The following is a 17,757-nucleotide window of genomic DNA, read 5'->3' on the forward strand; positions in this document are numbered from 1 at the left end:
CTCCGGAGCCAAAGGTCAGAGGTTCGAATCCTCTACCGCGCGCCAGTTTTTCCTCTGCAGTTTCAAGACGTTGCTCCCTTGCCAGAAGCTTCATCCATCTGAGTAAACCGCCTGAGCCAACCGCGCTTCTATCTGAAAAAAATGGGCCCGCTTTCCTGACTTGTCATCCACCGCATTATTTGGCGTTAATCTTCAAGCTGGAACCCTCGGGTTTAGCTACCCCCATGCGTTTCATCTTTTTCCACAACCCAACGCGCGAAATGCCCAACACCTTGGCAGCCTGACTCTGATTGTTTCCGGTTTCGGCCAGGGCTGTCAGGATGAGTCGTTTTTCCAAGGCTGCCACTTGCCGGGAAAGATCCATGGAATGGGGCTCGGTGGATGGCTCGGGTAAGCCGGAGTGAGCGAATTGCAGATCTTGGGCCTCAATGGTGATTATGGTTCCCACCCGTGGTGCTAATGCGGCCGCTGCGCGCAACAGGTTTTGCAACTCCCGGACATGGCCATGCCAGGGGCGCGCCATGAGCCAGCCCAAGGAGGCAGAGGAAAGGCGGAAAGTCTCTTTTTTGCCAGAGAGGCGATTGAGAAAGGCTTGAGCCAGTGGCGGGATGTCTTCAATTCGTTCATTGAGACCCGGCGTTCGGACGATGACCCCCTTGATTCGATAATAGAGATCCTCCCGGAACGCTCCCGTTTGGACCATCGCCTCCAGATTCTGATGGGTGGCGCAAACCACCCGCACATCGGCTGATCGTTCGGTTTGCCCACCGACGGGACGAAAACATCCTTCTTGTAGAAACCGCAGTAACTTAACCTGCATGGGTGGACTCATCTCGCCGACCTCATCCAGAAACAGCGTCCCCGCCGCCGCAGCCTCAATAAGCCCCGCCCGATCCTGATTCGCACCCGTAAAGGCCCCTCTCACATGGCCGAACAGTTCATTTTCCAACAGCTCCGCAGGAATGGCTCCGCAATGGACCGCAATAAATGGACGGTCGCGGCGTGGACTGCCATCATGCAGGGCTCGGGCGGTCAACTCCTTTCCGGTTCCGCTGGGTCCGAGGATCAAGATGCTGATGTCGGTGGGGGCGATGCGGCGAATCAACTCCCGTAAATTTTTGATCGCCTCGCTGTTGCCGATAATGCCCATCTCATCATCGCTGTGCGCGCGCTTTCGCAACTGCCGAACCTCCCGCTCCAAGGCGTTTTTTTCCAAGGCGCGACCAATGACGATACGGAGTAAATCCGGGTCCAGGGGCTTGCCGAGAAAATCCCATGCCCCATGCTCAACGGCCAGCAGGGCATTTTCCCGATCCGCGTGGCCGGTGGTCACGATCACCGGGACGCCCGAAAACCGGGGAATAAGCGCCATGCCCGCCGCCACCGAATGATCCGGCGGCATCACCAGATCCAAGACCACCAGGTCTGGCAGCGCTGTTTGATGTTGGCCCAAAGCGGTCTCGGGGTCGCCTGCTTCCATCACTTCATGTCCCAAATCACGCAGCCAGCTCGCGCACAGATTGCGAAAGGCTGAATCATCGTCCACCAATAAAATGCGTCCCTTGTCCGCCATGTTCACCTCTGCATCCCGGTATTCGTTTTAAGCCTCTGGAAAGGAGAGCTTGAAGCAGGTGTTCCATCCCGCCCGCTCCGTCAACTGAATGCGCCCACCATGGGCCTCCATGATGCGGGCCACGATGGCCAAGCCCAACCCGGTTCCACCTTCAAAACGGGAGACAAAAGGCGAAAAAATCCGCTCACGAATGTTGTCGGGGATGGGAGCGCCTTGATTACATAGAAACAGGAGTCGCTCTCCTGCCCGCTCTTGTGCCTCAAGACGTATTCCGGGTTCGTGTCCTGGTTGTGCCTTGAGCGCAGCCGTGGCATTCGTGAGTAAATTGATCATGATTTGTCCAAATCGGCGCGGGTCGGCGTTCAGGGTCATCTCCGGGGGAATGGCACGCTCCACCATTAATCCCGGAAAGGCGGATAAGGCGTTGTCCAAAGCAGGGTTCAACTGGATGAGCCGGGGCGAAACTTGCCAGGATTTGGAATAATCCAACAGGTCGCCGATCAAAATATCCATACGGCCCAGTTGACGTTGAATTTCCCCCTTGGTCGATTCAGGGGCTTGGGCTGCGGCCATGGCCACCACGTTCAAGGGGTTTCTCAACTCATGGGCCACGGTGGCGGCGAGGAGTCCCAGTTCAGTCAAGTGGGCCTCTCTTTCTCGCAACCGCGCCTCCTCAGCGGCTTGGCGCGTCCGTTCCATGTGCCCAACCGATTCGCTGACGATCCGTCCAAACAGCTCCGCTGCCATGCGGGGTCCGGGGGGCGCCTCCTGCCAACCGCTCAAAGTTGACCTCCAGGATTGTCCCTCGGGATGACAGACAATGGCTGGTGTGGTGGGGAGCGAGGCATCCTCACTTGTCGGCGATGGGCTCACAGCAACCATGACAGGCATGCGTAGATGGTTCGATAGGATGCGCTGCGCGGTCGCTTCCAATGATGGGCAGTCGGTGCATTCGGACAGTTCTGTCGTCCAGCGTTGGACTTGCCAATCATCCAGTTGTCCCCCCGGATAGATGATCCGGTTGGCGAGGCGGCGAATGGCGTCTATCAGGAAAAACGCCGCCGTCAGGGAGAGAAATTGAAAGATCCACGCCCGGGGGAGCAGGTCGTTTGTTCCGGCTCCGTTATCCGAGGCGGCAAAAATGGCGAGCAGGGCCATTGTCGCAACCGTGAGGGGAACGCTCAGAAGCAACCATGCCACGGCGCGGCGCGCCCAGATGTTGACCTCCATCACCTGATAGCGCAGTAGACCAAAGGCCAAAAGAATGGGATATCCCGGTAGCAGCAGGACCGGATAGGGGAATAGATTCCAACCCACAGAGGTGAACAATAAACCGGAAATGGCGAAAAATCCCCAGAGGGAGGCCATGATCACCGTTTGAATTTGTCGGCGTTGCCCGGGCGTTGCGTGATACCACACCCTGAACAGTCGGCCTTGCCCCAAGGCTGTCAAACCAATGGTAACCGCCACCATGAACCAACCTGACGAGGAAAGTTCCACTCCCCCTGGCAGCCCGGCCAAAACCATGGGTTTTCCTACCCCCGCAGACCAACTCCACAGGGTTGTGAGCAATCCCGCCCCATAGCCTGCCCCCACAATGAGTTTTTCATTGGCGGCAGGGTTCCGGTTCGTGCAGTAGCGATAGGCAAAATGGTTGAACAGGGCTGCTACGAATGGCGACCCTCCCACCAGCAGAAGCCCCACATGCTGGCTTTTTTCTCCCGGAATGGAGACCAGCCAAAAACCGCAAACGCCCACCAAAGTTCCCACTAAATAGCGCACAAGATGGGGAGCGCTTGGGGTTGATGCCGCTTTACGCCAAACAGCAAATGACAGCAGTGCACACAGCGCCACTGAGCCTGCCAATGCGCCATGGTATGCGACATTCAAAAAGGACATGGGCAGAACCTTTGCAGGAGTTAACCCTGGTTAGCGAACTGGGATTGCAGCATGTTAACAAAGTTAGCCATTTATTGAAACAATGAAGAAAAAACACTGCGAACACAGTCTGTTATCGTTTGGTCTGCGGATTGCCATAATAGATGTCAATGGAAACCACCTTTGGCTGAAGGAGATCACATGAATGTCTGGACGTTTTTTCTGTTGCAGATGGCGATTTCGCTTTTTATCAGTGGCGTTGTTGTTTTCGTTTTGTCTCCGGCGCTTCGACCGATTCTCGCCGATATATGTGGGGCGGATCACCGTGCCCGTTTTTGGGTGACCTATTCAAACGTCATGATGGTTTTGGTCCCGCTTCTCGTGGTCATTTTTATGGGTGAGCTTCAGTATAGTGAAGAGAGAACGCTTATTTTGCTCAAGCGGGCTCTGGGTGGAACAATCGCAGGATTGATTGTCACCCTGATTATCATGAGCCGACAGATTACCCGGTCAATCGCTCCCGATCAGCCAAACGAGCTTCCTGGCTTGTTGCCGCCCACGCCTGCCAAAACGAGCGAAAATACGAACTCGGGCATATCGTCATGAAGGTGCTTATCGTCGGGGCGAGCGGCTTTATCGGTAGTCGATTGGTCAGAAAATTTGCCGCAAAGGGACATCCAGTGATCTGCTGCGGCCGCCATGTGGAGGGTCTGCATCGCCAGTTTCCCCAGTTGTTATCCATCCCGGTGGACTTTGGTCGGGATGGTCTGGATGACTGGCTCTCCCGTTTGGGCGGTGTGGATTTGGTGATCAATGCAGCGGGGGTGATCGGGGATGGTTCTGGCAATCCCATGGACGCTGTCCACACCACCGGCCCCCAGGCTCTGTTTGAAGCGTGTATGAAGGCTGGCGTCAAACAGGTGATCCAGATATCGGCGTTGGGGGCGGATCCAGCCGGAGCCACTCGATATTACCGCTCCAAAGGAAGCGCTGACGCTTTTCTGGCTGGAGTTGACCCCCCCCGCAAGCAACTCAGGTGGACGATCATTCGTCCCTCTGTGGTGGTGGGACGGGGCGGTGGCAGTCATGGCCTTTTTGCTTCCATGGCGGCGTGGCCACTGATGCCGCGTTTGGGTCAAGGGCGCTGGCGGGTTCAACCCATTCATGTGCTCGATTTGGTGGAACTGGTTTATGCCATCGCCTTGGATAATGGCCCAATCCCTCCACAGATTGAAGCAGCGGGTGCCGAACCGTTAACCACCGATGGCCTGACCGCCATTTTTCGGCAATGGCTTGGCCTGAAACCCGGACGGTTTATGACCATCCCGACGAAGTTCTTGATTTTTGCAGGATGGGTTGGTGACCGTCTGCCCTTGGGACCGCTCAACAGCGACGCCCTGGCCATGCTCATGGGCGACAATGTCCGCTCCACCTCAGAACCGGTAAATCCGGATGGCTGCCAACCGCGCTCCCTGGAGCTGGCCATGTTGGAGGAACCCGCCACCGAAGCAGATCTTTGGCAAGCGCGCCTGTTTCATCTGCGACCTTTGCTGCGCTGGGTGCTGGGGCTGTTTTGGATCGCTTCCGGCCTGATTCCCATTCTTATCCATAGTGCCCAATCAGAAGGATATGCCCTGCTTGAACGCCTTGACCTGACGGGAGGGTGGGCGGATGCAACCCTGTACGGAGCGGCGGCGTTGGATGTTCTCCTGGGAGGACTGCTGTTGGCCTCATTCAAAGTTCGTTTGGTTGGCGGTGTTCAGATTTTCGCTACCCTCTTTTTTTCCGCCATCATCATCGCTTCCATGCCGGAATTTTTATGGCATCCCTTTGGCTCCCTGACAAAAAACATCCCCCTCATCGCAGCAACGGCGATCATGATGATTCTGGAGGAGTAGGCCCATGGATTATCTGGTTTTAAAATATATTCACATCATCAGCGCCACACTGCTCTTCGGCACGGGGTTGGGTACGGCCTTTCAGATGGTTCGGGCCTATTTCAGCCACGATGTCCGAGCCATTGCGGCGGTTTCACGGAGTGTGGTTCTGGCCGATTGGATTTTTACCGCCCCTGCGGTGGTTGTCCAACTGGTTACCGGTGGCTGGATGATGTGGCTGATGGACTATCCCCTGATGACTGGATGGCTGATGGCTGCCTTGATTTTGTACGTGATTGTTGGGGTCTGTTGGCTGCCTGTGGTTTGGCTTCAGATCCGAATGGAACGCATGGCTGCCAAGGCGATGACTGCTGGCGAGGCGTTGCCGCCTCTTTACCATCGTTATTTTCGAATCTGGTTTGTTTTGGGATGGCCCGCTTTCCTGTCGGTGCTGGTTATCTTCTATCTGATGGTTTTCAAGCCGGAGATCTCTATTTAGGAGAATAGGCCATGCGCATCCTCATGACGGGTGCTGGGGGCAACCTCGGTTCACTCCTTGCCCGGCATCTGCTCCATCATACCAACCACTCTCTCAACTTGATGGTTCACCGGAACCCTTTGCCAGCAGATTTGGCGAGCAACAACAGAGTTGGCGTCTTCAAATGTGATTTATCCAAACCGAAGACCCTGGAGGCCTCCTGCCGAGGATGTGACGCCATCATTCATTTCGGCAGCGTGTTGTTTGCTCCCCGACCGGAACGACACTTTCCCCTCACCAACACCCAAAACAGTGTCAACATGATTGATGCTGCCATAAGGGCAGGCGTTGAAAGGTTCATCCTTGTCAGTTTTCCTCATGTGGAGGGGGCAACCAGTCAGGATGATCCGTGTATCGGGCGTGTGGACCGAAGACCCGTCAGCATCCACGCAAAAACGCGATTGGAGGCTGAAAAATATCTGCTGCGCAAGGGAGAGGAAACCGGCTTGCGCGCCATCTCCCTACGTCCGGGCATGATCTATGGATCGGAGGTGCTGATGATCGAGTTTGCCCGCAAGTTGGCGCGCTTCGGCCTGCTTGGGGTCTGGAATAATGAGACGCCGGTGCATCTTCTCTCTCTGGCTGACTTTAACGCCTGCTGCCAGGCCGCACTGGAAAAACCGGAAGCTGTTGGCGTCTATCCATTGGGCGATGACGCCCCCACCACGTTACAGGCATTTATGGATGAGTCTTGCCGCCACCTGGGACTTCAAAAGCCTTGGCGACTCCCAGAAGCGGCTTTTTTTGCCGCTGCGTGGGCTTCTGAATCCATGGCAACCCTCTTTGGAACCAAAACGCCGTTGACCACTGATTTTATTCGTATTGGACAGGTGCCCTATTTTTGCGATACCTCCCGCATGCGACGGGACCTAATACCCGTTTTACGCCATGCCTCTTTTCGGGATGCTTTGTTTACTCTGGAGAAAAACTGAACCATCCAGTCTAGCGTGGTGATGTTGGCGCTCTGGGTAAGGTGGGTGAATGCTGGGTGTGGCCGGTTCGAGGTGGGCCATAAAATATCAGGGGTGCTGGGGGATTATCTCCCAGCCGGGTGTGGGCAGCGCCCACGGTTGTGATCTTGAATTTGCTTTTCCCATCCGAATAATGTGGCATCCAATCCCCCATTTTTTCAATTAAATCTTCCTTCTCTCCAAGCTGTTCCCAGTTGTCCTGGGTGATTGGTTATTGCATCCTCAGGCGCCATGGTAAGATGTGCGTCCCCTGTGGAGAAAGAGATGCAAAAAAACCCCACCATAGCAACGACCATCGATGGCACCCCGGTTTCCTTCCCGGCAGGCACCCTTTTGCTTCAAGCAGCCAAGAGCCTGGGCCGGGAAATTCCGACCCTCTGCCACTCCGACCGATTGCAACCCTGCGGCAGCTGTCGGATCTGTCTGGTGGAGGAGGTGGGGGCGGGATATGTGCCTGCTTGCGCCACTGAGATCAGAGAGGGCGCCCGCTATGTGACCACATCGGTGGCGCTTGATCAGATTCGGCGCGGCATCCTGGGGATGATCCTGCGTCGCCATCCCCTCCACTGCCGGGGGTGCAGGGTGGATGGGCGCTGCCAGTTGCAAAGGGTGGCCATTCAGCTGGGCTTTTCTCCGGATGGTCAAGCTGGGGGAAGCTTGTCAGAAATCGATACCCGCCATCCCATGATTCACCGCCATCACGATCTATGCATCCAGTGCGGTGTGTGTGTGAGGGCCTGCCACGAAATTCAGGGGCAGGATGTCCTGGGTATGGCCGGGCGCGGGGAAGGGATGCGGGTGGTGGCGGGTGGGGATCTCTCCCTGGAGGAGGCCGGTTGTGTCTCCTGTGGGCAGTGTCTCTATGAGTGCCCGACAGGGGCTTTGCAGGCAGGGGATCAAACTCGTCCTGGAAGTTTCGACCGGGAGGTGACCACCACCTGTGGCTACTGTGCGGTAGGGTGTCGGCTGCGGGTGCAGGTCAAGGAAAATCGGATTGTGGGAATGGAGCCGGATCTGGACGGTTCTGCCAACCGGGGACACGCTTGTGTGAAGGGGCGGTTTGGATTCCAGTTTGTCGAAGCCCCGGATCGCCTTCGCTTGCCTTTGATCCGTCAGCCGGATGGCACGTTTCGGGAGAGTGGCTGGGAGGAAGCCCTGGATCTGGTTGCCCGGCGTTTTATGGATATTCGGCAGCGGGAGGGGGGGCGTGCATTGGGGGTGGTGAGTTCGGCCCGCTGCACCAATGAAGAAAACTATCTTCTGCAAAAAATGGCTCGGGTGGTGTTTGGCACCAACAATATCGACAACTGCGCCCGGGTTTGCCACTCCCCATCCGCCTTTGCCTTGGGAGAAGCCTTGGGCACGGGAGCGGGCACCAACAGCTTTGAGGATGTGGAACGCTCGGACGTATTGCTGCTTGTCGGGGCTAATCCGACCGAAGCGCACCCGGTGTTTGGAGCCCGCATTAAACAGGCGGTTCGCCAAGGGTGTCGGCTGATCGTCATCGATCCACGCAACACTGAACTGGCACGCCTGGCCGATATCCATATTCCCCTGCGACCAGGATCCAATGTGCCGGTGATCAACGCCATGCAGTCGGTATTGATCGAAGAGGAATTATTCGACGAAGCCTTTATCCGAAAGCATGCCGAGGGCTTTGAAGCGATTCAGGATGGATTGCAGGGGTGTACCCCGGAATGGGCAGGGGAACATGCGGGGGTTGATGGGGCGTTGATCACCCAAGCCGCCCGTCTTTACGCCTCGGGGAAAGCGTCGCAAATATTGTGGGGGTTGGGGATTACGGAGTCGTGTCAGGGCACGGTGGCCGCCTTTGGTTTGATCAATCTGGCCATCATGACCGGCAATCTGGGACGCCCCGGGACCGGGTCCAGCCCCATTCGGGGACAAAACAATGTCCAGGGTGCGTGCGATATGGGGGCGTTGCCCAATGTTTTCAGTGACTATCAATCGGTCACGGATGGCGCCGCACGAAAACGTCATCAAGCCGTGTGGGGGGTGACACCTCCCGATCAGGTCGGGTTGAAAATGCCGGAAATGTTGGCCGCTGCCAGGGAGGGGGCTCTCAAGGGGCTCTATCTGGTGGCCCAGGATCCGGCCCAATCCGACCCGGACACCCAGCAGGTTTTGCAGGCCCTGGAGCAGCTGGAATTTTTGGTGGTTCAGGATCTCTTTTTGACCGAATCCGCCCGGTTTGCCGATGTGGTGCTGCCGGGTGCCGGTTTTTTGGAAAAATCCGGCACTTTCGTCAACAGCGACCGGCGGATTCAGCGCATCGTGCCAGCTGTTGAGCCCCCGGGCGAAGCGCTGCCGGACGGGGAAATCACCCACCGTTTGGCGGGGCGCATGGGCTATGATTTTGGCTTCACAGCTGAAAATGGATCGGGCATCGATCCTGAAAAGGTGATGGTGGAAATCGCCTCCCTCACCCCCAACTGGGGGGGTGTGACCTACCAGAGGCTGGATGCCTTGGGCTTTTTACAGTGGCCATGCCCCGATGTGGATCATCCGGGAACCGATATAGTCCACCGGGCGGGGCGTTTTATTCGAGGCCGCGCCCGATTGACCCCCACCCCCTGGCGCGCTTTAACACAATCGGTGGATAGCCACTACCCCCTGATGCTGACCACCGGTCGCATTCTGTTTCACTATAATTCCGGCTCCATGACCCGCCGCACCCCCATCGCCGCTCTGGATGGGGCTGGGGAGGAGCGGGTCCGGATTCATCCCGTTGATGCCGCTCGGTTGAATATTGTGACCGGGGAGCGGGTTGCGGTGATCTCCCGTCAGGGGCGTGTGACGCTTTTGGCCCAGGTGAGTGACCAGAGCAATCCGGGGTTGCTGTTCATGGCCTTTCATTTTCCCCAAACCCGGACCAACCTGCTGATTGGCAACGCCGCCGACGAACAGACCCTCTGTCCGGAATACAAGGTAACACCGGTTCGGCTGGAAAAAGTGAGTTGACTGGGAGGGAGGATAGCAAGATGGATGTTGTAAAGCATTCCGAAATGATGGCGGAGATCGAGACTATCTTGCGGAAAAAAAAGGAAATTCTCTTGGCTGATCTGGCGATTGAACTGATGCTGGCTCCGGAAGAGGTCCGTGGGATGGTGGCGCCGTTGATGGTGGATGGGCGGGTGGAGTGTCTTTGGCAACCCCGAAAAACCCTGGGTTGCAAGCTTTGTGGCTGTGATAACGAGGAATATTTGCGTTGGGTTGAAGCGTGACCGGGGTGTTTTAGGGGGGAAATGGTTACCGATACACTTCCCGCCGGTGGCCAGCTTTAAGGATAAGCACTACCAACTGGTCGTCCTCAATGGTGTAGAGAAGGCGATAGTTTCCGCTTCGAATGCGCCATCTGTCGATTTGCCCCTTCATCTTGAGGGCTCCTGGTGGTTTGGGATTGGTCTCCAGGCTGTCGATGACATTCCGAATGCGTTGCCATTCTGGTTTGGGAAGGTTGGAAATCTGTTTTTCAACTTTGCTGGGAATAATGATTTTATAGACCATGTTTCAGGTCCATATCTGCTTTGACCTGTTCCCAGGGAATTCCCGGTTCACCACTCTCCATATACTCCCGATAGAGCCGTTCCGACTCTTCAGCATCCTGCTGGTCTTCCCATTCGTGAAGGAAGCGGTCCAGGGCTTCGTGAATCAGCTCCTTGAGGGGACGCCCAGTCTCTTTGGCCAAAGTCTGGAACATCTCTTCCATATCCTGGCTCAGTTGGATGGTTTGCATGTGGTTTTATCTCCGTTGGTGTGGGGCTCAGCCTATCAGGTGGATGCCTGCCTTCTGTATGGTGAGCCTCATCTCAATGATGGTTGAATTTATTCCAATCCAGGACGCCATGTTATCATTTTTGGGAAGATTTTGGATTTTTTTTAACCTGGATCCGGCCATATTACCGGGCCTTGGTTTAAGCGCAGTGGAGGAACTGATACGAATTCTGGTTCAAACGATGAGCTTAAGGCCATCGTTTGAACTTCATCCAAAACCGAAAAATCTGCCACCCAGAACACAGAGGCCACAGAGGAAAAGCACAAAAAAACAGCTGAATATTCCATCCACTACCGGGCACGAGTTTGGCCCAATTTTGGTTTTTCTCTGTGTTCTCTTTGCCCTCTGTGGCTAAACGCTTTTTTGTTCGACTCACCTGTTGAACCAGAATTGGTATGACAGAGATTTAATCAGGAGGCAGGGGGGATGGTTGGGGATTGATTCGGGCGTTTGTGTGGCTTTAGTCAGAGATGTTCGATGCGCACCTCGCGGATGGTGCGGGGGGTGGCTTGGGTGACGCAGACCGAGAGGCCGTCCAGCTCAAAACATTCATCGACTTTGGGGATGCGAGCGGTACGGTCAATGATCCACTGGTTGACCGAATCCGTCGGCTTGCCGGGCAGGTTTTTATCGAAATGATCTTCCACCACCCGCAGCTCTACACTGCCCAGCAACTGCAATCCGCCCCCTTCGGTGCTGGAAATTTCATCGGTGTCACGCTCCTGTTTATCCCGGATCTCCCCCACCAGCTCTTCCAAAATATCTTCGATGGTGAAGAGTCCCTGTAATACCCCGGCGGCATCCACCACCAAAATCAAGCGCCGCTTATCCTCCCGCAGGCGATCCAGGAGATAATCCACCGGTTGGTTGAGGGGGACGAAAATGGGATCATGGCCGCAGTCGAAGAGGGGTTTTTCCATGTTGCCCTGGGCCAGCTCCTCCAGTATCTCCCGGAGATAGACCACCTTGGTGATCTCCTCCTGATCGCCGCCGTGGAGAGGAACCCGGGAGTGGGGCTGTTTGAGCAGTTGGGGCAGGGCATCCTGCAGAGGGGTGTGGCCGTTCATGGAGAACATGAGATTGCGGGGGATCATGATGTCGGCCGCCCGCAGGGTATCCAGGGCAAAGACCGATTGAATCATGCGCTCTTCGTCCGCTTCGATGCTTCCTTCCTGGGCGCCGTGTCGGGCGAGGCTGATCAGCTCTGATTCGGTGACCGTGGGATCGGCCTTGGCGCTGGAGAGGGATTGCAGCCAGCCGGTCAACTGTTCCAAAATCCACACCAGTGGAAAGACGATGTTGGCAAACAGCTCCATTACCGGAGCAGCTATCAGGGCCATGGGGGCGGCATAGCGGGCGGCAAAGGTTTTGGGGGTGATTTCGCCAAAGATCAGGATAAACAGGGTCAGTGCGCCCACTGCCAGACCCGGACCCAGTTCGCCGAAATGTTCGGTAGCCAGCACCGTGGCCATGGCAGAGGCACCGATGTTGACCAGATTGTTGCCGATCAAAATGGCGATGAGCATTCGGTCGGTGTTGCTTTTCAGGCGCAGGAGGGAGGCGGATCCCCGTTTGTTTTGTTGGACCAGGGACTCCACCCGGGCCATGGTGATGCTTGTCATGGCGGTTTCCGAGCCGGAAAAAAAGCCGGAGAGGATCAGCATGACGAAGAGGATGAGCAAGGATTCCATAAGATGGCAGGATACCTGAGGTTGAACCGAACGAAAAGGGCGTGAATAGCAAAAAAAAACGATAAAAAACCCGCCGTTCCAGGCTTATGGTAAAGGGGGTTGGTTTTTATCTGATTGAACTGTTCGATTTAAAATAAACGGGCTGGTTCCTTGATGTCTCCAACGAGAGTCGGTAAGCCCCTGGGAAGTGTTTGCAGCCAGGGCAAAAAGACGAAAAACAGCCCGTCCTGGATTTGAAAAAATGGAAGGAAGCACCGTATGGTAACGGATACCAAACCGATCATTCACCAGGTGGGACTCATCCTCATCGGCGATGAACTCCTGAGCGGTCGTCGAGAGGATCGCCACCTCAGCCAAACGTTGGCCACCCTGGAAGGCTCCGGGATTGCCATCGCCTGGGTACAGATGGTGGGGGATGAGCGGCAACGCCTGGCCCGTTTTTTGGCGTTTTCCCGGGAGGGGAAAGAACCGGTTTTTTGCTTCGGTGGCATCGGAGCTACCCCGGATGATCACACCCGCCAGGCTGCTGGTATTGCCTGGAACAAGCCCCTGGTACGCCATCCGGTAGCCGCCCAAACCCTGGTGGACAAGTTTGGTGAGGAAGCCTTCCCCCACCGCATCCGCATGGGGGAATTTCCACAAGGTGCGGGACTCATTCCCAATCCCATCAACGATATCTCCGGTTTTTATCTGGACGATCATCACTTTTTGCCGGGGTTTCCCGACATGGCCCAGCCCATGTTGAGCTGGGTGATCGGGCACCGTTATCAACAGCCAAACAGCTCGGAAGTGGTTCGGGGGCTCACGGTAAAAAAGGCCCGGGAGGGGGATATGATTCCCATTCTGGCGGAGATCGAAGAGCGCTTCCCCGGGGTGATCAGCTTCAGCCTGCCGGGGGGGCAGGGTAGCCATCGCATTGAGATGGGGGTCAAGGGGCGGGAGGTTTTGCAGGTGGAGAGTGCTTTTCAAATGCTCCAGGAGCGGCTCAGGGAGGTTGGTTTGACGGAGATGGTTCTGGAGCCATGAGATAAACCAAATAGAGGAAAATAGGGCCGGGTTGGGAAAGGGTGAGGGAGGGAGCATCCTCTGCTCTCTCCCTCACCCGCCTTTATTTTTCCTCAATCCTGCTCTTTCTCAACCCCCAGCCAGCCCACAAAACGAAAGTCCCGTCCCTTGGGCAAGCTCCAGGGTCAGGGAAGCAAGATCCTCCACAGCCAGATCTGCCACCCGCCGTTTGCCACAGATCCGGACATAATCTTCCACTTCATGGCTATAGACCTGAAACAGGGAGGTGAGCATGGCCGCTGATTTTTCCACGTCGAAGCGGCTACGCAGATCGGGATTTTGAGTGGCGATTCCCACCGGACAGCTGCCCCGGTGACAGATGCGATATTGCTGGCAGCCGATGCCGATCAGAGCGGCGGTGGCAAGCCCCACGGCGTCGGCTCCCATGGCCAGGCATTTGGCAATATCGGCAGAGGTGCGCACGCCACCTGCCACCAGCAGGGAAACTTCCTCTCTTTTGCCTGAGCGATCCAAAAACTGGCGCGTCCGGGCGAGGGCATAGGGGAGGGGGATGCAGACGTTATCCTTGATGTGATCCGGTGCCGCTCCGGTGGAGCCCCCCCGGGCATCCAGGGTGATAAAATCCACCCCCGCAGCCAGAGCCACTTCCAGATCTCTTTCGATCCAGCCGGTGGATATTTTGACCCCTACCGGCGTGCCTTCCCCCTTCTCTTTGAGCCAGGCCACCTTTTGTGCCAGCTCCCGGGGAGTGGTGATATCCTCATGACGGGCGGGGGAGATGATATCCTGGCCCGGCTTCACCCCACGGGCAGCAACGATTTCGTCGGTCACCTTGGCGGCCAGGAGGTGCCCACCCAGCCCCGCTTTGGCGGCTTGGCCGATTTTGATCTGAATGGCGTGGGATTTTTTCAGATTTTCATCGGTGACCCCAAAGCGGCCTGTGGAATATTCAAAGACATAAAATCGGGCCGCTTGATACTCCTCTTCCAGGAGTCCCCCCTCTCCCCCAAAAATAGCCGTACCGGTGGCAGCGGAACCCTTGGCAAGGGCTATTTTGGCTTCCTTGGAAATGGAGCCAAAGCTCATGTCGGACACATAAAAAGGTAGCCCAATGGTCAGGGGTTTTTTGGCAGCCGGGCCGATGGTGACCGACAGATCCGGGGTGGCCTCCCGATAGTCCAGGGGGCTTCTGGCCAGTTGTGCCGGCAGGAAGACGACATCCTCCAATAAATTTTGCCACCGGGAGGGGCGCATGGCCGAAACCGACTCCTCTCCCGAGAGCGCCTTGGCCAGAATGGTTCTGAACTCCGGCTCCCGCTCATCGAGTTTGCGCTCCCACTGGGAAAGATAAAACCCGGTGGATGGTGCCGGCTTGGCAGGGGTCGCCTCGACTGGTGCCGATTTGGCTTGGGTTGAAGCGGTATTCGAAAAGTTGGCCGGAGCAAAATCAGCCGGGGGAGGAACTTGGCTGAACTCTTCCTGATCGGCCCCACACACCGGACAGACCCAACCGCTGGGCAGATCATGCCATGGGGTGCCGGGGGGAATGTCGTTTTCCGGATCTCCCCGGGTGGCATCATAGAGCCATTCACACAGCCCACACTCATAGAGCGCGGCGGCTTCCTTGGGTGTGGCGTTGGCTGCAGCGGTGGGGGGGGTGAGGGATTCGGGAACTTTCAGGAACTCCTCTTTATCGGCACCGCACACCGGACAGACCCAGTCATGGGGCAGATCTTCCCACCGGGTTCCGGCTGGAATGCCGTTGTCGGGGTCTCCCAAAGCTTCATCGTAGACCCATTCACAGAGGTCGCATTCGTATTGGTTGGTGGCGTTGGCCATGTGGGCATTCCAGAGCGTTTGCCCCATCCCCATCGGATAAGTCTCCGAAGGGGATGAGGGGGGGAGTGAGGGAGGTGTCGTCGATCAGGTGATTTTCAGATATTTTTCTTTCTTCACATTGCAGATGGGGCAGCGGTCGGGGGCCTCGCCGATTTCGGTGTGGCCACACACCGGACAGACATAAATTTCAAGGCTCTCCAGATCTTTGCCGTCCGCCACCGCTGCCAGGGCCTGCTGGAAGAGATCGTGATGGATTTTTTCCACTTCCATGGCGTTGGTCATGGAGTTGACCGCTTTTTTCTGGCCTTCTTCCTGGGCGGTTTTGACAAACTCCGGATACATGGCGCTGAATTCATGTTTTTCCCCGGCGATGGCTTCCTTGAGGTTGTCCCCCGTGCTTTGAACGCCGTCCAACGCCCGCAGGTGGGCATGGGCGTGGATGGTTTCCGCCTCGGCGACCGCGCGAAACAGCTTGGCAACCTGGCCAAAGCCTTCTTTTTCAGCTTTTTGGGCAAAGGCCAGATATTTGCGGTTGGCCTGGCTCTCGCCAGCAAAGGCATCTTGAAGGTTTTGGGTGGTTTTCATGTATTTCTCCTGAGCAAATGGGTGGTGATCTATTGGGTGTGAGCGGGTGGATCGGGTGGCCGCTGGGGCGGGCGGTTGGACAGGCCTGGATTGGGACTTTAAAGAAACTCAAGGCGTGACGATCCTCCCAGCACCAGTTCAGTATATTTTTTCTTGGAGGATGAAACAATAGCCCAACGGGCCTTTTTCCCGATGGCCCGTTGGGGCTTGATTGTGGGCAGTTGGGGCTTGATCATGGCGTGCCAACCATGGCGGTTCCGTGGTGGGGTGGATGTGTGGTTTGGCTCCCGGGAAGAGACGATCGGGTTCCCTGTTGGATAAGTTTTCAAAAGAGCGCCGAGCCTATTTGACACCACCTCTATGTGAATGGTATCCAATAAGTCATACACGTTCATAAGGGGCCTGTTGAAAGGCTTGGTGCCGACAACATCGGGTAGCCATCATCAAGACCAGGTGTGGTCGGTGGACGCATCTCGCACGATCAGCGTAACTCTTGCGTGATTAAGGAAAAAGATTGCTTTATTTAACGCTCCTTCTGGCCATTCCTCTGTTTGGTGCGGCCACCCTCTTTTTTGTTCCCTATCAGTACCGACACCTGATTCGTCCCCTGGCAGTGGCCTTTGCCTCGGTCACCCTGGCTTTGGCGGTGGGGTTGTTGGCCCTTTATGATACCGGGGCCAGTGGCTTGCAGCTGGTGGAAAGTTTTCACTGGAATCCCCGTCTGGGCACCTACTATGCCTTGGGGCTGGACGGCTTTTCCCTGCCCATGGTGCTGTTGACCGCACTGCTCTGCCTGATCGCCATTCTGGCCTCCGGGGGGATCCGCAATCGCATCAAAGCCTATTACATGCTGATGCTGGTGCTGGAGACCGCCATCCTGGGGGTGTTTATGGCTCAGGATTGGGCGCTTTTCTATCTCTTCTGGGAGATGACCCTGATTCCGCTCTTTTTCCTGATTGATCGTTGGGGGGGGAGCGGACGCCATGGGGCGGCGATGAACTTTGTCCTCTACACCCTGGGGGGGTCGGTCTTTATCCTGATCTCCCTGCTGACCCTCTTCGATGCTTCCCCGGATGGCTCTTTCCAGATGGCTTCCATCGCCGCTGGGGCCATGGCGTTGAGCGAACAGCAGCAGTTGTTGGTTTTTTTGGGGCTTTTGATCGGCTTTGGCGTAAAAATGCCGATCTTTCCCATCCACGGTTGGTTGCCCCTGGCCCACGTAGAGGCCCCGGCCCCGGTGAGTATTCTGCTCTCGGGTATTCTGCTTAAAATGGGCGCCTATGGGCTGATTCGGGCGGCGGAAATGTTGCCGGGGGTGGTGGTGACTCTACAACCCTGGCTCATGGCTCTGGCCTTTGTCAGCCTGATTCACGGTGGGCTTCTCGCCTGGTGGCAGCGGGATCTCAAGCGCATGATCGCCTACTCCTCGGTGAGTCACATGGGGGTGGTGCTGTTGGGGATCGCCGCCTGCAACGTGGCGGGTCTGATGGGGGCGGTGATGCAGATGATCGCCCACGGCCTGGTGGCGGGGCTGCTGTTTCTTTTGATCGGCCTGCTCTATGAGCGCACCCGCACCCGGGATATCGATGATTACAGCTCTTTGGTGAGAGTGATGCCCCGATTTGCCTTTTTTGCCGTGTTGGCCTTTGTCGCCGCCATAGGCTTGCCGGGGACGGCGGGCTTTATTGCCGAACTCCACACCCTGATTGGCGGTTTTGAGCGTTGGGGCTGGGGAGTGGTGCCCCTGACTTTTGGCGTTTTGATCAGCGCCACCTATGCCATTCGCACCATCGGTCGTCTTTTCACCGGTCCCCTGCGTCCGGCCATGCAAAATATCGAGGATCTCAAGAGCCATGAATTTATCGCCGCCGGAGCGCTCGCGGTCAGCATTATCTTCATCGGTCTCTTCCCAGCTCCGGTGCTCAATCTCATCTCCGCATCGGTCAATCAGTTCGGCACCCTGTTTGCGGATCGGTTTTAAAA

15 protein-coding genes and 1 pseudogene are annotated in these 17,757 nt (G+C 56.5%); 8 read left to right on the forward strand and 8 right to left on the reverse strand.

All coding sequences use genetic code 11. The features are described 5' to 3' along the window. Nucleotides 1–175: 175 nt before the first annotated feature. A complete protein-coding gene (locus tag HQL52_08040; GenBank protein MBF0369389.1) occupies nt 176–1,573 on the reverse strand; it encodes a sigma-54-dependent Fis family transcriptional regulator in 1,398 nt (465 codons plus the stop codon). Nucleotides 1,574–1,600: 27 nt separating this feature from the next. Then, the gene (locus tag HQL52_08045) at nt 1,601–3,331 is read right to left on the reverse strand and encodes a HAMP domain-containing histidine kinase (protein ID MBF0369390.1); all 1,731 of its coding nucleotides are present in this window, start codon (nt 3,329–3,331) and stop codon (nt 1,601–1,603) included. Nucleotides 3,332–3,652: 321 nt separating this feature from the next. Here HQL52_08045 and HQL52_08050 point away from each other — a divergent pair, with 321 nt between their 5' ends. The 6 genes from HQL52_08050 to HQL52_08075 all read left to right on the forward strand — a co-directional run bounded on the left by HQL52_08050 (nt 3,653) and on the right by HQL52_08075 (nt 10,082). Next, a complete protein-coding gene (locus HQL52_08050) occupies nt 3,653–4,057 on the forward strand; it encodes a hypothetical protein (GenBank protein MBF0369391.1) in 405 nt (134 codons plus the stop codon). Next, nucleotides 4,054–5,349 (forward strand): SDR family oxidoreductase, encoded by a 1,296-nt coding sequence (locus tag HQL52_08055; protein MBF0369392.1) that lies wholly within the window; start codon nt 4,054–4,056, stop codon nt 5,347–5,349. The genes HQL52_08050 and HQL52_08055 overlap by 4 nt, the downstream gene beginning before the upstream one ends. A gap of 4 nt (nt 5,350–5,353) precedes the next feature. Then, nucleotides 5,354–5,827 (forward strand): DUF2269 domain-containing protein, encoded by a 474-nt coding sequence (locus HQL52_08060; protein ID MBF0369393.1) that lies wholly within the window; start codon nt 5,354–5,356, stop codon nt 5,825–5,827. A gap of 11 nt (nt 5,828–5,838) precedes the next feature. Further along, a complete protein-coding gene (locus HQL52_08065) occupies nt 5,839–6,798 on the forward strand; it encodes an NAD(P)-dependent oxidoreductase (GenBank protein MBF0369394.1) in 960 nt (319 codons plus the stop codon). Between the two features lie 303 nt (nt 6,799–7,101). Continuing rightward, nucleotides 7,102–9,819, forward strand: a complete 2,718-nt coding sequence (gene fdhF / locus HQL52_08070) for a formate dehydrogenase subunit alpha (protein MBF0369395.1) — start codon at nt 7,102–7,104, stop codon at nt 9,817–9,819. Nucleotides 9,820–9,839: 20 nt separating this feature from the next. Continuing rightward, on the forward strand, nt 9,840–10,082 hold the full coding sequence (locus HQL52_08075) for a hypothetical protein (GenBank protein MBF0369396.1): 243 nt from the start codon (nt 9,840–9,842) through the stop codon (nt 10,080–10,082). A 25-nt stretch (nt 10,083–10,107) separates the two neighbouring features. Here the strand turns inward: HQL52_08075 and HQL52_08080 are convergent, their stop codons facing one another. From HQL52_08080 to HQL52_08090, 3 genes are all read right to left on the reverse strand, one after another. After that, the gene (locus HQL52_08080; GenBank protein MBF0369397.1) at nt 10,108–10,365 is read right to left on the reverse strand and encodes a type II toxin-antitoxin system RelE/ParE family toxin; all 258 of its coding nucleotides are present in this window, start codon (nt 10,363–10,365) and stop codon (nt 10,108–10,110) included. Further along, on the reverse strand, nt 10,355–10,594 hold the full coding sequence (locus tag HQL52_08085; GenBank protein ID MBF0369398.1) for a hypothetical protein: 240 nt from the start codon (nt 10,592–10,594) through the stop codon (nt 10,355–10,357). Before HQL52_08085 ends, HQL52_08080 begins: the two co-directional genes overlap by 11 nt. Nucleotides 10,595–11,097: 503 nt before the next feature. Further along, a complete protein-coding gene (locus HQL52_08090; GenBank protein MBF0369399.1) occupies nt 11,098–12,324 on the reverse strand; it encodes an HlyC/CorC family transporter in 1,227 nt (408 codons plus the stop codon). Between the two features lie 258 nt (nt 12,325–12,582). On the opposite strand from HQL52_08090, the gene HQL52_08095 reads away from it, so the two are divergent. Beyond that, entirely contained in the window at nt 12,583–13,350 is a 768-nt protein-coding gene (locus HQL52_08095) for a competence/damage-inducible protein A (protein MBF0369400.1), read from the forward strand. Between the two features lie 108 nt (nt 13,351–13,458). Here HQL52_08095 and HQL52_08100 read toward each other — a convergent pair whose 3' ends face one another. From HQL52_08100 to HQL52_08110, 3 genes and pseudogenes are all read right to left on the reverse strand, one after another. Next, complete coding sequence (locus HQL52_08100) at nt 13,459–14,946, reverse strand: rubredoxin (protein ID MBF0369401.1); 1,488 nt, start codon at nt 14,944–14,946, stop codon at nt 13,459–13,461. Between the two features lie 84 nt (nt 14,947–15,030). Beyond that, a pseudogene (locus HQL52_08105) lies at nt 15,031–15,189 on the reverse strand (rubredoxin). Between the two features lie 84 nt (nt 15,190–15,273). Beyond that, entirely contained in the window at nt 15,274–15,774 is a 501-nt protein-coding gene (locus HQL52_08110) for a rubrerythrin family protein (protein MBF0369402.1), read from the reverse strand. Between the two features lie 514 nt (nt 15,775–16,288). Here HQL52_08110 and HQL52_08115 point away from each other — a divergent pair. Next, the gene (locus tag HQL52_08115) at nt 16,289–17,755 is read left to right on the forward strand and encodes an NADH-quinone oxidoreductase subunit M (GenBank protein MBF0369403.1); all 1,467 of its coding nucleotides are present in this window, start codon (nt 16,289–16,291) and stop codon (nt 17,753–17,755) included. The last annotated feature ends 2 nt before the right edge of the window (nt 17,756–17,757 follow it).

The organism is Magnetococcales bacterium, assembly GCA_015232395.1.
Taxonomy (GTDB): domain Bacteria; phylum Pseudomonadota; class Magnetococcia; order Magnetococcales; family JADFZT01; genus JADFZT01.

What these genes read in the sequence shown, in the direction of transcription:
- HQL52_08085 (MBF0369398.1), bottom strand. Translation starts at nt 10,594, where the DNA reads ATGCAAACCATCCAACTGAGCCAGGATATGGAAGAGATGTTCCAGACT.
- HQL52_08080 (MBF0369397.1), bottom strand. Translation starts at nt 10,365, where the DNA reads ATGGTCTATAAAATCATTATTCCCAGCAAAGTTGAAAAACAGATTTCC.
- HQL52_08060 (MBF0369393.1), top strand. Translation starts at nt 5,354, where the DNA reads ATGGATTATCTGGTTTTAAAATATATTCACATCATCAGCGCCACACTG.
- HQL52_08110 (MBF0369402.1), bottom strand. Translation starts at nt 15,774, where the DNA reads ATGAAAACCACCCAAAACCTTCAAGATGCCTTTGCTGGCGAGAGCCAG.
- HQL52_08090 (MBF0369399.1), bottom strand. Translation starts at nt 12,324, where the DNA reads ATGGAATCCTTGCTCATCCTCTTCGTCATGCTGATCCTCTCCGGCTTT.
- HQL52_08055 (MBF0369392.1), top strand. Translation starts at nt 4,054, where the DNA reads ATGAAGGTGCTTATCGTCGGGGCGAGCGGCTTTATCGGTAGTCGATTG.
- HQL52_08050 (MBF0369391.1), top strand. Translation starts at nt 3,653, where the DNA reads ATGAATGTCTGGACGTTTTTTCTGTTGCAGATGGCGATTTCGCTTTTT.
- HQL52_08040 (MBF0369389.1), bottom strand. Translation starts at nt 1,573, where the DNA reads ATGGCGGACAAGGGACGCATTTTATTGGTGGACGATGATTCAGCCTTT.
- fdhF (MBF0369395.1), top strand. Translation starts at nt 7,102, where the DNA reads ATGCAAAAAAACCCCACCATAGCAACGACCATCGATGGCACCCCGGTT.
- HQL52_08095 (MBF0369400.1), top strand. Translation starts at nt 12,583, where the DNA reads ATGGTAACGGATACCAAACCGATCATTCACCAGGTGGGACTCATCCTC.
- HQL52_08075 (MBF0369396.1), top strand. Translation starts at nt 9,840, where the DNA reads ATGGATGTTGTAAAGCATTCCGAAATGATGGCGGAGATCGAGACTATC.
- HQL52_08065 (MBF0369394.1), top strand. Translation starts at nt 5,839, where the DNA reads ATGCGCATCCTCATGACGGGTGCTGGGGGCAACCTCGGTTCACTCCTT.